12 protein-coding genes are annotated in these 16,349 nt (G+C 68.4%); 10 read left to right on the forward strand and 2 right to left on the reverse strand.

What is annotated here, in order from left to right:
- Window positions 1-259: 259 nt before the first annotated feature.
- The 10 genes from LXM90_RS10510 (at window position 260) to LXM90_RS10555 (ending at window position 13,141) form a co-directional block, all read left to right on the forward strand.
- Complete coding sequence (locus LXM90_RS10510; protein WP_234082617.1) at window positions 260-1,384, forward strand: sensor histidine kinase; 1,125 nt, start codon at window positions 260-262, stop codon at window positions 1,382-1,384.
- Window positions 1,368-1,793 (forward strand): response regulator, encoded by a 426-nt coding sequence (locus LXM90_RS10515; protein WP_234082619.1) that lies wholly within the window; start codon window positions 1,368-1,370, stop codon window positions 1,791-1,793. Before LXM90_RS10510 ends, LXM90_RS10515 begins: the two co-directional genes overlap by 17 nt.
- 8 nt (window positions 1,794-1,801) lie before the next feature.
- Entirely contained in the window at window positions 1,802-2,968 is a 1,167-nt protein-coding gene (locus tag LXM90_RS10520) for a hybrid sensor histidine kinase/response regulator (protein WP_234082621.1), read from the forward strand.
- 496 nt (window positions 2,969-3,464) lie between these two features.
- Window positions 3,465-4,340: an STAS domain-containing protein gene (locus LXM90_RS10525; protein ID WP_234082623.1), complete on the forward strand. Its 876-nt coding sequence runs from the start codon at window positions 3,465-3,467 to the stop codon at window positions 4,338-4,340.
- 4 nt (window positions 4,341-4,344) lie between these two features.
- Window positions 4,345-4,746: an STAS domain-containing protein gene (locus LXM90_RS10530; RefSeq protein WP_056271262.1), complete on the forward strand. Its 402-nt coding sequence runs from the start codon at window positions 4,345-4,347 to the stop codon at window positions 4,744-4,746.
- Window positions 4,727-5,131, forward strand: a complete 405-nt coding sequence (locus LXM90_RS10535) for an anti-sigma regulatory factor (RefSeq protein ID WP_234082625.1) — start codon at window positions 4,727-4,729, stop codon at window positions 5,129-5,131. The genes LXM90_RS10530 and LXM90_RS10535 overlap by 20 nt, the downstream gene beginning before the upstream one ends.
- A 2-nt stretch (window positions 5,132-5,133) precedes the next feature.
- On the forward strand, window positions 5,134-6,129 hold the full coding sequence (locus LXM90_RS10540; protein ID WP_234082628.1) for an ATP-binding protein: 996 nt from the start codon (window positions 5,134-5,136) through the stop codon (window positions 6,127-6,129).
- The gene (locus LXM90_RS10545) at window positions 6,126-8,042 is read left to right on the forward strand and encodes an ATP-binding protein (RefSeq protein WP_048431755.1); all 1,917 of its coding nucleotides are present in this window, start codon (window positions 6,126-6,128) and stop codon (window positions 8,040-8,042) included. The genes LXM90_RS10540 and LXM90_RS10545 overlap by 4 nt, the downstream gene beginning before the upstream one ends.
- A gap of 529 nt (window positions 8,043-8,571) precedes the next feature.
- Complete coding sequence (locus LXM90_RS10550) at window positions 8,572-11,412, forward strand: PAS domain-containing protein (protein WP_234082631.1); 2,841 nt, start codon at window positions 8,572-8,574, stop codon at window positions 11,410-11,412.
- Between the two features lie 13 nt (window positions 11,413-11,425).
- A complete protein-coding gene (locus LXM90_RS10555) occupies window positions 11,426-13,141 on the forward strand; it encodes an HWE histidine kinase domain-containing protein (RefSeq protein ID WP_234082634.1) in 1,716 nt (571 codons plus the stop codon).
- 539 nt (window positions 13,142-13,680) lie between these two features.
- Here LXM90_RS10555 and LXM90_RS10560 read toward each other — a convergent pair.
- Window positions 13,681-14,700 (reverse strand): CobW family GTP-binding protein, encoded by a 1,020-nt coding sequence (locus LXM90_RS10560; RefSeq protein ID WP_234082637.1) that lies wholly within the window; start codon window positions 14,698-14,700, stop codon window positions 13,681-13,683.
- On the reverse strand, window positions 14,697-16,298 hold the full coding sequence (locus LXM90_RS10565) for an amidohydrolase family protein (RefSeq protein ID WP_234082639.1): 1,602 nt from the start codon (window positions 16,296-16,298) through the stop codon (window positions 14,697-14,699). The genes LXM90_RS10560 and LXM90_RS10565 overlap by 4 nt, the downstream gene beginning before the upstream one ends.
- Window positions 16,299-16,349: the final 51 nt, after the last annotated feature.

Genomic DNA, 16,349 nt, shown 5'->3' on the forward strand with positions numbered 1-16,349 from the left:
GTCCGAGTTGGGTCGGGTGCGGGCACGGATACGTTGTCCGCTCCTTTGGATCGCCCCCGGCTGTCGACGGGTCATCGGTAACGCTCGGGTGGTCACGTTACCCGTCGGTCCTTACCCTCGGGGGGCGCTCGTCCGATAGCGGGATCACCAAGGGAAAGCGGTGTGTTGTTCTTGGGACGCCACGCATCGATGACGTAGCCTCGGCCGGGGTGTATGCGCCTATCGCCATAGCTTCGTCTGCGAGAATGGGAGCCCCCGCGTGGAGCGAGCCGCGAACCTTACCACGGACGACTTCCGTGCCCTCGCCGACGCGCTGCCCCAGATGGCCTGGGTCGCCGAGCCGAACGGCGACATCATCTGGTACAACCAGAGATGGTACGACTACACCGGCACCACCATCGAGCAGATGTTTGGCTGGGGCTGGCGTGACGTCCACCACCCCGATCACGTCGAGCGCGTCGTGGAGCGTATCAGCGAGGCGTTCCGGACCGGCGAGCCGTGGAAGGACACCTTCCCGCTCCGGGGCGCCGACGGCGAGTACCGCTGGTTCCTGTCGCTGGCACAACCCCATCGCGGGCCGGACGGGGCCATCCTGCGCTGGTTCGGGACCAACACCGATATCACCGAGCGCAAGGGCCTGGAGCGCCGGCTCGCCCGCCACGCCATCGACCTGCGCCGATCCAACGAGGAACTGGAGCAGTTCGCCTACGTCGCCTCGCACGACCTCAAGGCGCCGCTGCGCGGCATCGAGAACCTCGTCGGCTGGATCGAGGAGGACCTGGAGGGTTCGCTGACCGGCGACGTCCAGACCAACATGGAGTTGCTCAAGAGCCGGGTGCGGCGGCTCGACAGCCTGCTCGACGACCTCCTGGCCTATTCCAGGGCGGGACGGGCCGACACGGCGATGGACACGGTCGACACGAAGGCGCTCGTCGAGGAACTCGGCGTCCTGGTCAGCCCTCCCGAAGGCTTCGCGATCACGGCGGACGATTCCCTGCCGACGTTGCGGGCGGCCCGGGCCCCGCTGACCCAGGCCTTGCAGAACCTGATCGGCAACGCCATCAAGCATCACGACCGGCCGGCCGAGGGGCACATCCGGGTCGAGGCCAAGCCTGCGGGGGACGCGGTCGAGTTCGTCGTGACCGACGACGGGCCGGGCATCCCCGAGCAGTTCCGCGAGCGTGTCTTCGGCATGTTCCAGACGCTCAAGCCCCGCGACGAGGTCGAGGGCAGCGGCATGGGGCTGGCCATCGTGCGCAAGTTGGTCGACCGCCAGGGCGGCAAGGTCTGGCTCTCCGACGGGCCCGACGGGCGCGGCTTGGCGGTGCATTTCACGTGGCCGCGCGACGGCCGGAAGGGACAGGCAGATGGGCTCGACGGTTAACATCCTGCTGGTCGACGACGACGAGGTCGACGTTCAGGGGCTCAAGCGCGCCTTCAAGAAGAGCAAGATCGGCAACCCGATCACGGTCGCCCGCGACGGCGTCGAAGCCCTGGAGATCCTGCGCGGCGAGAACGGGCATGCCAAGCTGCCGAGGCCGCACCTGATCCTGCTCGACCTGAACATGCCGCGCATGAACGGCATCGAGTTCCTGGAGGCGATCCGCGCCGACCACGACCTGCGTTCGGCGGTGGTGTTCATGATCACCACGTCGAAGGCCGACGAGGACCGGATGCGGGCCTACGGCCACAACGTCGCCGGCTACATCGTCAAGCGCGACCCGGCCAACACCTTCATGGAAGCGGTGGCGCTCCTGGAGCACTACTGGAAGGTGGTCGAGTTTCCTGCATAGTCCCCATCGTGACGAACCCGACCCGCATCCTGCTGATCGACGACGACGCGGTCGACCGCGCGGCCGTGCGGCGGGCGCTCGCCAAGTCCGGCCTCGCCCACACCCTGACGGAGGCGGCCGGAGGCGAGGATGGCGAGCGCCTCGCCTCCGAGGAAACGTTCGACTGCATCCTGCTCGACTATCGCCTGCCGGGCATCGACACGTTCGCGCTCCTGAAGACCCTGCTGGCGGCCGAGGGCGAGGCGCGGGCGGTGCTGATGCTGACCGGCGAGGCCGACCCGGACCTGGCGACGCGGCTGATGCGGACCGGCGCGCTGGACTACATCGACAAGGCCGAGGTCACGCCTTCCGGCCTGGCGCGGGCGATCCGCTTCGCCGAGGCACGGCGCGCCTTCCAGGCGGAACTCGCCGAAGCCCGCCGCGAGGCGGAGGCGAAGTCGCTCGAACTCGACACGCTGAACCGGCAGAAATCGCTGCTGTTCTCGATCATCGCCCACGACCTGCGCAACCCGTTCCAGGCGCTGCTCGGCCTGTCGGAAGTGCTCGGGAAGGCCGTCGCGGCGCGCGACCCCGCCTCCATCGAGCGCCGAGCCAAGGGAATCCACGAGGCGGCGACACAGGCCTACGCCCTGCTTGAGAGCCTGTTCTCCTGGGCGAGCCTGCAGATGGACACGCTGGCCGTCACCCTCACCGACGTCGACCTCGGCACCCTGGCAGGAGACGTCCTGAAGGGAGCCGCCGAGGCCGCCTCGGACAAGGGCCTGAGCTTGGAAGCGTCCTGCGACCGCACGGTGGTGCGTGCGCAGCGGGACATGCTCGCCACGGTGTTGCGCAACCTCGTCAGCAACGCGATCAAGTTCACGCTGCCCGGCGGCACCATCGCGGTCGCCGCCCGGCGTGAGGGCGACGCGGTCGAGATCTCCGTCACGGATACCGGCGTCGGCATGCCGCCTGGCAGGGTGGACGACCTGTTCAGGCTGGACCGGCGGACGACGACGAACGGGACGGCGGGCGAGCGCGGGAGCGGCCTGGGCCTGCTGCTGTGCAGGGACCTCGTCGAGCGCCAGGGCGGCGTGCTCGAAGTCAGGAGCGCCGTCGACCGGGGGACGACCTTCCTGTTCCGGCTGCCCGTGTCCGGCACCGTGCATGCCGCATCGACCGCTACGGGATCCTGACGGTCCGTTCAGGCATCGCTTCAGGTTAGGCTTCATGGCTTCGCCGCCGGTCGCAGGCATGCGAGCGGCGGCGCGGAGCCTGCTTGCAGTCGAAGGTGCGCTCGACCCGCCGCTGCAGGGGTGTCCCGTCGCCGGGGATGTGTTCGGCGCCATCCCAAGCAAGGTGTAGCAGCGGCCGGTGAGCCCTAGGAAATCGAGTTTCTCGAATGTCGTCTCACGACGGTCTCGGCACACCCAGGGGAGCGACCACCATTTCGAGCGGCTGCAGAAGCCCTACTCGGTCGAGGCGCTGTCGCGCATCCTCCGCCGGGCTGCCTCGAAGCCCCGGCGACGCAGGAAGGCCACGGGATAGCCGGGACCGGGAAAACCCGTCGATGGACAACCCCGACTAACTGACTAGGGACAACACTTTTCGCCGACCCGGCATATGGCATTGCCGCCTATCGAGCCCGCCCCGGACAGGTTAAAGGCTTCCGCTGGTGACGAGGATGATCTGATGACAACGGACGGCGCCGAGGTCCTGAGCAAGACCGTCACGAAGGACGAGGCCGCCATCCTCGATGCCTGGAACGCCGCCCTGCGGGAGGGGGCCTCCCTTCAGAGTGGCCGCATCCGCGAGGCGGAGCTCAAGACCCAGGCCAAGGCTGTGTTCGGTCAGCTCCGGGACGCGCTCGGGGCGGGTGGGCTCGATGCCGATGGCGCTGGTTTCGTCCCGCTGCGCGAGACCCTCGCCGATATCTCCCGCTCGCGGGCGATCCAAGGCTTCACCCCCACCGACACCGCCAACTTCGTCTTCTCGCTCAAGGAGCCGATCTTCGAGGCCCTGAAGCGCGCGTCCGGCACGGACGCGACGTCCCTCGCGGCCGGTATCTGGGCGGCCGGCAAGGTCCTCGATCGGCTCGGCCTTCAGACCATGGAGGTGTTCCTGGCCAGCCGCGAGGAGGTGATCGGGCGCCAGGGCCAGGAGATCGCCGAGCTCTCGACGCCGGTCGTCCGGCTCTGGGACGGCATCCTCGCCCTGCCGCTGATCGGCACCCTCGACAGCGCCCGCACCGGCGTCGTGATGGAGAACCTGCTGCAGGCCATCGTCGACGAGGAGGCCGAGATCGCCATCATCGACATCACCGGCGTCCCTACCGTCGATACCCTGGTGGCGCAGCACCTTCTGAAGACCGTCGCGGCGGCGCGGTTGATGGGCGCCGACTGCATCGTCTCCGGCATCCGGCCGCAGATCGCCCAGACCATGGTCCATCTCGGCGTCGAGCTGAACGTCGTCTCGAAGGCGACCCTGGCCGACGCCTTCGCCGTCGCCTTGAGGCGGACCGGCCGCAAGGTGGTACGCCAGCAGGCTTCGACCGAGGGACGCGGCTGACGCCATGGACCGCATTCCGATCCTCAAGCTCGGTGGCGTGCTTATCGTCACCATCCAGGTCGACATGCACGACCGCCTCGCCCTCGCGCTGGAGGAGGACCTCACGGCGATGATCGCGCGCACCGGCGCGCGCGGCGTCCTGCTCGAAATCTCGGCGCTGGAAATCGTCGATTCCTTCATCGGCCGCATGCTGGTGAGCATCGCCGCGGTCTCGCGCGTCCTCGACGCGGAGACCGTCGTTGCCGGGATGCGCCCGGCGGTGGCCATCACCCTGGTCGAGCTCGGCCTAGAGCTCACCGGCATCAGGACCGCCCTCAACGTCGAGCGGGGCATGGCGCTGATCCAGGCCCGCATTTCCGAGGAGGACGACGGACACGGGAGCGACCGTGACCGTCACGAAGACTGAGACCTTGTCGGTCCGCTCCGGCGACGACGTGGTCCACGTGCGGCAGCGGGTCCGCGCTCTCTCCATCGAGATCGGCCTAGGGCTCGTCGACCAGACCAAGATCGTCACCGCGGCGAGCGAGCTCGCGCGCAACACCCTCGATTACGGCGGCGGGGGCGACGTCCTCATGGAGATCGTCCAGGCCGGGATACGCAAGGGCTTGCGCCTGACCTTTGAGGACCAGGGACCGGGCATACCCGACATCGAGCAGGCGATGACAGACCGCTTCACCACCGGCCGCGGCATGGGGCTCGGCCTCGGCGGAGCCAAGCGGCTCTCGAACGAGTTCCACATCGAGTCGACGCCCGGTTCAGGCACCCGCGTGACCATCGCGCGCTGGAAGTAGGCATGGACCGGGTCACAGTCACGGAAGCGAGCCAGGTTGCCGAGGCGCGACGACGGGCGGTGTCCGCCGCGCAGTCCATCGGCTTCGACGAGACCGCGGCTGGCCGGGTGGCCCTGGTCGCGACCGAGCTCGCCACCAACATCGTCAAGTACGGCGTGCCCGGCGAAATCCTCGTCGGCACCTACGAGGACGGCACCGGCTCCGGGGTCGAGATCCTCGCCGTCGACAAGGGATCCGGCGTCTCGGACATCGGATCTGCCCTGCGCGACGGGCATTCCACCGGCGGCAGCGCCGGCGAGGGCCTCGGCGCGGTGCGGCGGCTGTCCGACGCCTTCGACATAGCCTCCCGAGCGGGAGGGGGCACCGTGGTGATGGCGCGTCTGTCCGGCGTGCGGCCGGCCGCCTCGGACGCACTGCCGGCCTTCGGTGCGGTAACGGTGCCACTGAAGGGCGAGACGGCCAACGGCGATGCCTACGCGGTGCGCGAGCGGGCTGACGGCTGGACGGCCATCGTAGCGGACGGCCTCGGCCATGGACCGGAGGCGGCCATGGCGTCCGAGGAGGCGCTCAAGATTTTCCGGCGCCATCAGGACAGACCGCCGGCCACGATCCTCGCCGCCATCCATGCAGGTCTCTCCCACACCCGAGGCGGGGCGGTCTCCGTCGCGCGCTACGAGCGGGATCGAGAAACCGTCACGCTCGCGGGCATCGGCAATGTGATGGGAGCCGTCGTCTCTGGCACGGCGACCAAGCGAACGGTCAGCCTTGCGGGCACGGCCGGTCATGCGGCCCGACGCATCCAGGAGTTCGAGTACCCGATGCGGCAGGACGATCTGTTCGTGCTCTGCTCGGACGGCATCGCGACCGGATGGTCCCTCGACGCCTTCCCGGGGATCGCCGGGGCGCATCCGGCGCTCGTGGCGGGCGTGATCTACCGCGACTTCGCCCGGGTCCGCGACGACGCCACCGTCCTCGTCGTTCGGGACACCGCCGCATGAGGTGGCCGCTCCTCGCCACGCAGGTCGAGCACGAGGACGACATCATCACGGTGCGCCAGCGCGTGCGCCGGCTGGCCGAGCGCCTCGGCTTCGAGGTCCAGGACCAGACCCGCATCGCCACGGCCGTGTCCGAGATCGCGCGCAACGCCTACGGCTACGCCGGCGGCGGCCGGGTCGAGTACGGCCTCGACGAGGAAAGCGGCGGACAGTCCCTCGTCGTCCGCGTCCGCGACCAGGGGCCGGGGATCCCCCACCTCGATGACGTCCTTCAGGGACGCTATCGCTCGACGACGGGCCTCGGCATCGGCATCACCGGCTCCCGCCGGCTGATGGACCGCTTCGAGATCGAGACCGAGCTCGGCAAGGGCACGCTCGTGACCTTCGCCAAGCGGCTGCCGCACGGCACGATATCCTTCACCGGAAAGAGGCTCGCGAGCCTGGCAGAGGATGTCGCCCGGGCGCGGACCGAGGAACCGCTGGTCGCCTTGCGGGAGCAGAACCGCGAGCTACTGCGCAGCCTCGCCGAGCTCGCCGAGCGCCAGGAAGAGGCGGAGCGCCTGAACCGCGAGCTCGCCGAGACCAACCGCGGGGTGGTCGCGCTGCATGCCGAGCTGGAGGACCAGGCCGAGCGGTTGCGCCAGGCTGGGGCCTCGCTGGAGACCCAGGTCGCCGCGCGGACGGCGGAGCTCGCTGAGGCGAACGCTCGCCTCGTCGCCGAGGCAGCCGAACGCGAACGGATGGAGCACGACCTGCGTCAGTCGCAGAAGCTGGAGGCCGTGGGCCAGCTCACCGGCGGCGTCGCGCACGATTTCAACAATTTGCTGACCATCATCAGGTCCTCTGTGGACTTCCTGCGCCGCCCGGACCTGCCCGAGGACCGGCGCAAGCGGTACATGGATGCGGTCTCGGACACGGTCGACCGGGCCGCCAAGCTCACGGGGCAGCTTCTTGCCTTCGCGCGCCGGCAATCCCTCAAGCCCGAGGTGTTCGATGTCGGCGAGCGCCTGCGTAGCGTCGCCGACATGCTCGATACCATCACCGGTGCCCGCATCCGCGTGAGGGTCGAGGCTCCCGAAGGAGCCGCACTGGTACGCGCCGACGTCAACCAGTTCGAGACGGCGGTGGTGAACGCCGCGGTAAATGCCCGCGACGCCATGGACGGCGTCGGGACGCTGACGATGCGGGTGCTCGTCGGGCAGCCCATGCCGTCGATCCGCGGCCATGGCGGCGCGCGCGGGCCGTTCGTGGCCGTCTCCCTAACTGACACCGGCGCGGGCATCCCCGCCGACGTCCTCGGACGCATCTTCGAGCCGTTCTTCACGACGAAGGTCGTCGGGCGTGGCACCGGGCTTGGGCTCTCACAGGTGTTCGGCTTCGCCAAGCAGTCCGGCGGCGACGTCGACGTGTCCAGCGAGGTCGGGCAGGGCACGACCTTCACCCTCTACCTCCCCGAGGTCTCGGATGAGCCGGCCGAGATGCCGGTCCCAGGCCCCGACGCCGGGGCGACGCCCTCCGGCCAGGGCCAACCGGTCCTGCTCGTCGAGGACAACCTGGAGGTCGGGCGCTTCTGCGCCCAGATCCTGGAGGACCTTGGCTACGCGCCGGAATGGGTCGTCAACGCCGAGGAGGCGCTCGAACGCCTGGGCGCCGACGGCGCCGGCTTCCGGGCCGTGTTTTCCGACGTGGTCATGCCAGGCATGGGGGGCATCGAGCTCGCTAAGGCGCTCCGCATCCGAATGCCCACCCTGCCGGTGGTGCTGGCCTCGGGCTACAGCCATGTCCTGGCGCGCGAGGACAGCCACGGCTTTGAGCTCCTGCACAAGCCGTACTCGGCCGCTCAAATCGGCCAAGTCCTGAGCCGGGTCATCGCGGCCTCTTGCACTCCCGTTGGCCGGAACGGACCGAAGCGGTGAAGCTGCGCCGGAATGATGCCTTCGGCACCGCACGCGCAGTGCTGCAACCCGAACGATGATCGCGCTTCGGTCGGGTGCCCGTCGGATTACATTGAGCGGAGCGACCTCCATTCCGCCCAGTTCCAAGGGAGGAAGGCGGGCCTTCTCCGCGTCGTGCGATCGGGATTTCCGTGCCACCGGAACGCCTGACTGCATGGCGATCATGAAACTGCCAGGGAACCTCGATTCCGGCATGCGAGCGATGATCGCCGCGACGGTACGTCCGACCTTGGCGCTCTTTTAGGGAAACGCGTGTCCATCGCCGCGTGCTAGGCGTGAGCATGCCCGGGAAGCACTTGCGCCACAACACATTGTCCTGCCTTCTCGCGGAGAAGGCGCGGCACCGTGCTGACAATCGCGACCGGACCTTGCACGGCGACTGCGTCCGAACCGCTCTCCGGCTCCCCAAGGCTCCGGACGGGGGTCGTCCGGATGCGCCGCCCTCGACGCGTGGAACGAACGCACCGACGCCAGAGACAGGTGGGACCCGATGAGCACCCACATCATCGAGCAGGGCAGCCAGGCCACCGCGAATTTTTACAACGACATCGATATCGGCTTTTGCATCATCGAGGTCGCCTTCGACGCGCCCAACCGCCAGGCCGACTACCGGTTCCTGGAGGTCAACTCCGCGTTCGAGGAGCATACGGGCCTGATCGACGTGACCGGCCGGTGGATGCGCAACCTCGCCCCGGACCATGAGCAATTCTGGTTCGACCGATACGGCAGCATCGCTCGTACCGGACGACCGGCCCGTTTCGAGTATTCGGCGCAAGCCCTCGGTGGTCGTCACTTCGAGGTCTACGCATACCGTACCGGAGACCCCGAGCAGCAGCGGGTGGCGGTCCTGTTCGCAGATATCAGCTTACGCAAACGTGAGGAGAGGCTCCGCACAGCACTGTTCGACCTGACAGACCGGCTCGCCGAGCAGGAAGACGTTGCGGCGCTCACGGACGTCGCCTGCGGTATCCTGGGCCGGACACTGGGCGTTCAGTTGGTCGGCTACGGCCTGGTCAATCCGGTGGCGGAGACCATCACGGTCGATCACGACTGGACAACCGACGGTGCTCAGTCGCTGGCCGGGATGCTCCAGTTCCGCGACTTCGGCTCGTACATCGACGACCTTAAGCGTGGCGAGACGGTCGTCGTCGAGGACGCCCGCACGGATTCGCGCACGGAAACGTTCGCGGCGGCCCTGGAGGAGCGCAGCGCGCGGGCGTTCGTCAACACTCCGATCTTCGAGCGCGGACAGTTCGTGGCGCTGCAATACGTCAGCACGGGCGAGCCACGCATCTGGATGGAGGAGGAACTCAGGTTCATCCGCGAGGTGGGGGTTCGCACGCGGACGGCAACCGCAAGGCGGCAGGCGGAAATGGCTTTGCAGGCCAGCGAGGCGCGTCAGCGCCACCTCTTGCAGCAGATGCCCAGCTTCGTCGGCGTCCTGACCGGACCCGACCACACGTACGCTTACGTCAACGACGCCTATGTACGGACGGCGGGTCCGCGCGCTTATCTTGGACGCAGCGTGCGCGACGTGTTCCCGGAACTGGCCGGTCAGGGTTTCTTCGAGCTCCTGGACCAGGTCTACGCCACCGGCGTGCCGTTCTCGGCCCGGACCACGCCGGTCCGTTTCGCTGGCGAGGACACGGACCGGTACATCGATTTCAGCTTCCAACCGACCCGGCGCGACGACGGTACTGTCACGGGCATCTTCGTCGGCGGCTATGACGTGACCGAGCAACAGCGCACAGCCCTGGCGTTGCGGGAACTCAATGTCGACCTTGAGCGGAAGGTTACGGAGCGTGCCTTGGCGCGCGGCCGGACTTGGCAACTCAGCCCGGACATCATGGGCGTGATCAACGCGCAGGGCTACTTCGAGCAATCGAATCCCGCCTGGGCTACCGTCCTCGGTTGGTCGGAAGCGGAGGTCGCGAGCACGGTATTCTTTGACTTCCTGCATCCCGACGACGTAGCTCCGGCGCAGGAAGCCTGGGCGGCGGCGCTGAATCTCGGCCTGCCGGCGCTGAGCTTCGAGAACCGCTACCGGCACAAGGACGGGGGCTGGCGCTGGCTCTCGTGGGTCGCGGTGCCGGACGACGGCAAGGTCTACTGCTCCGCCCGCGACATCACCGCGGGCAAGGAGCAGGCGAACGCCCTGCTGCGGGCCGAGGACGCGCTGCGCCAGGCGCAGAAGTTGGAAGCGGTCGGGCAGCTGACCGGTGGCGTGGCCCACGATTTCAACAACCTGCTCACCGTGATCAAATCGTCCACCGACCTCCTGAAACGACCGAACCTGCCGGAGGAACGTCGCGTGCGCTACGTCGGCGCGATCTCGGACACGGTGGACCGGGCCGCCCGCCTGACGGGCCAGCTCCTCGCCTTCGCCCGCCGCCAGACCCTCAAGCCCGAGGTGTTCGCCGCCTGCGACGGCGTACGCGCGATCACGGAGATGGTCGGCACGCTGACGGGCGCGCGGATCAAGCTCGTGACCGACCTGCCGGAGGAGCGCGTCTTCATCAGCGCCGACCCGAGCCAGTTCGACACGGCGCTCGTGAACATGGCGGTCAACGCCCGCGACGCGATGGACGGCGAGGGACAGATCACCATCATGGTGCGTCCGGCGGATGCGATCCCTGCCATGCGCACCCACCCTGCCGTCGAAGGCCGTTTCGCCGCGATCTCGCTCAGCGATACCGGCACCGGGATCCCGGCCGACAGGCTCGACCAGATCTTCGAGCCGTTCTTCACGACCAAGGAGGTCGGCAAGGGGACGGGCCTCGGCCTCTCCCAGGTGTTCGGCTTCGCCAAGCAGACCGGCGGCGACGTGATGGTGTCGAGCGTGGTCGGCGAGGGCACGACGTTTACGCTCTACCTGCCACACGTCGCCGCGGGGCAACGTGAGACGCCAACCAAGGCTCTTGAACCGGATGTCCTGACAGTGGGCCACGACACCTGCGTGCTCGTCGTCGAGGACAACGCCGACGTGGGCGGCTTTTCGGTACAGGCGCTGATCGAGCTGGGCTTCCGGCCGGTCCTCGCCGGCAATGCCGACGAGGCGCTGGCCGAACTTGCAACCGACGCGGGGCGCTTCGACGTGGTGTTCACCGACGTAGTCATGCCCGGCATGAACGGCATCGACCTCGCCAAGGAGATCCAGCACCGGCATCCCGGCCTGCCCGTGGTGCTGACCTCGGGGTACAGCCACGTGCTGGCACAGGAAGGGACCCACGGCTTCGAACTGCTGCAGAAGCCCTATTCGGCCGATGACCTGTCGAGGGTATTTCGGCGCGTGACGAGCCGGCGCCCGCATCCGACGGCACTGCCGAACTGAGCGCGCAACCCCGATGCTGACCCAACGCATCCTGGCCCTGGTGGCGCTCGCCCTGACGCCCGCGCTCGCGATCCAGGGCTACAACGAGTACGCCCTGCGTACGTCACGCGATGCGGCGGTGCGGGCCGATGCGCTGGGCACCGCCCGGACCGTGGCCGCCGACCTGGAGCAGCTCGCGCAGAGCCTACGTCAGGTGCTCGACCTCGTCGGCACCGAGGAGGCCGTGCGGCGCAAGGATCCGGGTACCTGCACCGCCTACCTCGGTTCGATCATCGAACGGCTGCCGCAACTCAGCCTGCTCTCCGTCGCCGAACCGGACGGACGCGTCGTCTGCGACTCTCGCGGTTCTTCCCCCGGGTTCTACTCGAACGCGGAGCGCGCCTATCACAAGCGTGTCCTCTCCAGCGATGCCTTCGCGGTGGGCGACTTCGTGATCGGCGTGCGCACGCGTCAGCCGGCGATACACTTCGCCCAGCCCGTGCGAGGGTCCGACGACCGACTGACCGGCGTGATCGTGGCCAGCGTCGACCTCGCGCGGCTGTCGGAACGCCTGCAGGCGGCGCTGCGCTTCGCAAGCACCACCCTTACGGTGACCGACCGGGAGGGAACGGTTCTGGTGCGTCGTCCAGACCATCAGGAGTGGGTCGGGCGCAAGCTTTCGGCCGAGCGACTGTCACGGTTGATGCAGGCCGACGAGACCACGCGTTCGGTCGAGGGTCTCGATGGGCGCCAGCGCATCGTCGGAATCGCCAAGCCCGATGGCGCACTCACGGGCTTCAACGTCATCGTCGGCCGCGACCGCGAGGTGGCGTTCGCGGACATCGACGCAGCCACATACCGCGGCATCACCGTGATCCTGCTCGGTGCAATTCTCGCGGTGCTGGCGACGCTTTTCGCGGGAAGGCGCTTCATCGAACGGCCGGTGCGGCGCCTCCTGCGGGGCGTTGCCGCGTGGCAGGGGGGCGACCTCGATGCGCGGACCGGGATGAGCGGCCCCTCGGAGTTCGACCGCCTGGGCGCGGCGTTCGACGCCATGGCCACGACGCTGCAGGGCCGGGAACATGACCTGCATGGCGAGATCGCTCGTGGACGGAGGATGCAGGAGCAGCAGACGACGATGCTGCACGAGTTGAACCACCGGGTGAAGAACACGCTGGCCACGGTCCAGTCCCTGGCGCGGCAGGCCCGCGGAGGAGAGGCGCAGGCGGCGCAACTGGAGGCCCGCATCCTCGCACTGTCGAAGACGCACGACCTGCTGACCCGCGAGGACTGGACGGGCGCCTCGTTGCGGGACGTGCTGGAGAACGAGCTGGCCCCTTATCGCACCGGCATCGACCACATCACCCTCGATGGACCAGAGGTGCCCTTGCCGCCACGCTACGCGCTCGCCATCGGCATGACGGTGCATGAGTTGGCCACCAACGCGGCCAAGTACGGCGCCCTGTCGGATGTCGGCGGGCAGGTCCGTGTCGCCTGGCGCCTCGTGCAGTGCGAGGGAGGTGGTCGGCGCCTTCGTCTCGACTGGCAGGAGAACGGCGGTCCTCGGGTCGAGCCGCCGTCCAGGCGCGGTTTCGGCACGAGGCTGATCGCCGGGGGCATGCAACGGGAGCTCGGCGGTGAGGTCCGGCTGACGTTCGATCCGACCGGGCTGCGCTGCCTTCTCGACGTACCCCTCCAGGGTAGCCACACGAGCATGCTGAGCCCGCTGGCGGATGGGTTAATCCACTAAGACAGTCGCAGCCTCGTTCTCCAATCGTAATTCCGAGGTCCCATGCGGCCGGGTCGGAAGGAGACTGGAGCTGACCGTGCCGTCGCCAGGATGATCATCGGCCGCCGTCGAGGAGGGCTTCCTATCCCGTTAGGCCCGCGGACAAGCTCATCCCAAGGTTCCGAAGGACGGACCGTCGGAATGCCATCGTCGACGTCCCTTGACCTCGTTTCATGTCCAGCTCCTTCGGTCATGACTGATCCTGTCAATCAGCCTGGTCCAGAGCCAGCCAGTCAAGCCACTGACGGAGCTGAGTTTTATATGTGTCACAACGTCAGAACGTTGAGCCCGCCGGATGGAGAATCATCGTCTCAACAGCAGCTGTCGGGTTTAAAGCGGCGATTCAAGTGGTTTCGCCCATTGGTCCGCGGATGGCGCAGAGCAGTCGACCGTTCGCTCGTATAGGGCGTCCGCTTTTCCGGTTTCGCCACCCGAAACCGGACTAGCTGGAAACCACCCTGAGCGGACTTCGCGGGTGAGTGCAAAGCGTCAGATCGTACCTACCGGCCGCCCGCTTGCGCGCTCACGCGAAATGCCGTGTTGGACGGTGACGCGATGGCCGGCGAGCCAGGCACGGCGTCCAGGAACTCCTGGAACGACAGCATGTCCAGATCGCGAAGGATGATTATAAGCCCCTCGGGCGCGTCGCGCGCGCCCGCGATCCTGCGCGGCGTGTCGAACACCGTCCCGACCCCCTGTATCAGCACCCGGTCCGACGAGCCGGCGACGTCGAGGAAGCCTTTCGTCCGCAAGAGGCGCTCGCCGCAAAACCCGGCGAGGTCCTCCAGCCAATCCTCGACGGTCGGCCAGTCGACGGGGCTCGCCCAGCGGACCCTCAGTACGGAGACGTCCGGATGGGTAGCGGCACCGGTGCCCTCGTCCAGCGCGAAGAAGGACTGCTTGGCCAGGACCCCGGAGAAGGCCTGCAGGGCGCGGTCGTGCCGGTCGGGCGCCACGACGATCCGCGCGAGGGGATTGAGGCCGCCGACGCGCCCGGCGAGGCCCGCCAGCGAACCGGCGTCCACGCAATCGGTCTTGGTGAGCACGACAATGTGGGCAGCCGCGATGTGCGCCGTGGCCTCGGCGCCCGTCTCGCAGCCACGGAGCCAGTCCTGGCGGCAGTCGTAGGTCGAGACGATGCCGAGCCTCGGGCCGAGGTGGCGCAATTCGCTCAACGAGCGCACGACGGGTCCGGGCCGGGCCAGCCCGCTGGTCTCCAAGACGATGCGCCTCAACGGGCGCCCCTGCCGCTCCTTGGCCCGCATCAACTCCTCGACCGCGTCGCGGAGCCCGTTCCCGATGGAGCAGCAGACGCAGCCGTTGCTGAGGTAGGCCATATTCAGGCCGGGCCGTTCGGTGGCTATCAGCGCCCCGTCGACGCTGATCTCCCCAAACTCGTTGACGATCACGCCTGTGTCGGCGGCTTCCGCCTGTGCGAGGTAGTCCGACAGCAGCGTCGTCTTCCCGCTGCCCAACCCCCCGCACAGGAGGAAGAAGTCCGGCCCCTCGACGGGCTTCACGGGGTCGCCCCGTTCGCTGCCTTGCGCGCCTCGACCATCCCGGCGACGTCCGCCAAAAGCTCGGCCGGATCGTAGACGATCCCGTCCTTGATCGTCGCGGACAGGCAGCGCGGCCACGTCACCTCGGTGGTCCCGTCCTCAAGGCGCATCGCCCCGGTGCCGTACAACAGCTTGAAGTCGTCGAGGGGATTGCGGTCGTGGACGAGGATGTCGGCGCGCTTGCCGGTCTCCAGGGTGCCGATCTCATCCCCGACCCCGAGCAGCTCGGCGCCGTGCAGGGTCGCGGCGCGCAGCACCTCCAGCGGATGGAAGCCCGCCTCCTGCAGGAGTTCGAGCTCGCGCACGTAACCGAACCCGTAGACCTGGTACATGAAGCCGGAATCGCTGCCGACCCCGACCCGGCCGCCGAGGTTCTTGTAGGCGTTCACGAAGGCCATCCAGAGCCTGAACGTCTCGCGCCATTCGACCTCGTTCGTGGTCGACCACCGGTACCAGTAGGCGCCGTGGCCACCCCGTTGAGGCTGGAAGTAGGCCCAGAGCGTCGGGTCCGTGTAGCGCTCGTGCCAGTCCGCCCGGCGGGTGCGCATGAGGTCGCGGTTCCCGTCGTAGACGTTGAACGTCGGGACGAAGCTGTGCCCCGACTCCAGGAACGCCGCGAGCACCGCCTCCCATTTCGCCGAGCCCGGCTTCGCCGCCTGCAGGAACGTCTGGCCGGCGGCCGAGAACCGAAGGTACTCATCACGGTAGTCGTAACCCTGCGGGAAGTCCTGGACCGTCCGTCGCTCAAGCAGGGCTTCAGGCAGCCCGTAGGAATGCTCCGAGCTCGTGAGGCCCCACTGTGCCGTCGTCAGGGCGTTCATGCGCCCGACCGCAAGTTGCGCGTGGTGGCAGCAGCTCCGCATGCCGGTGCGGGCGCATTCCTCCAGGGCGGCGCGCATCAGCGTCGGCGGGGCGCCGAAGAACTTGATGCCGTCAGCCGCCCGCTCCTTCACGTTCTCGATCCAGGCGCGGGCCGCTTCCGGCGTATGGATGGTCTTGACGTAGTCGTTGGTCCCCGGGAACGGCGCGTAGGCGAAGATGCGGGGCGCGGCGATGCGGTTCTCGGCGGAGGCCCGCTTCTGTTCGAGGGTCCAGGACAGGCCGTTGAAGCATCCGGTCTCGCGGACCGTGGTGACGCCGTGGGCGAGCCACAACTTGTAGACGTAGTCCGCCGAGGGCATCGGCCCGTTCTCGGCGTGGAACGGGGCGCCGATATGGGCGTGGCAATCCACAAAGCCGGGGGTGACGAACTTGCCCGTGCAGTCGATCTCGTGGTCGCCGGCAGCCGGACGGCGCGCCGGGTTGACCGCCATGCCCGGCGTCCCGACGGCCTTCAGCACCGTGATGCGTCCATCTTCCACCACAATGTCGGCCGGCCCCCACGGGGGTGCGCCCGTCCCGTCTATGACGGTCGCCCCGCGCAGCAGCAGCCGGCGATAGGGGCCAAGCCCGCGGTCGCGCGAGGTGGCCCGCTCCGCGCACGGAAGACCCGCCGCCGCGAACATCGCGGAGAACTCGTCCCCTGCGGCCGGCTGTTGATCGGGCTCGGGTGGCGCCATGTTCAGTCTCCCCGGTCTCGTCGAGACTACCGTGTGTCCACGGCGGCGCGT

Origin of the sequence: Methylobacterium oryzae (assembly GCF_021398735.1) — a bacterium.
Lineage (GTDB): Bacteria > Pseudomonadota > Alphaproteobacteria > Rhizobiales > Beijerinckiaceae > Methylobacterium.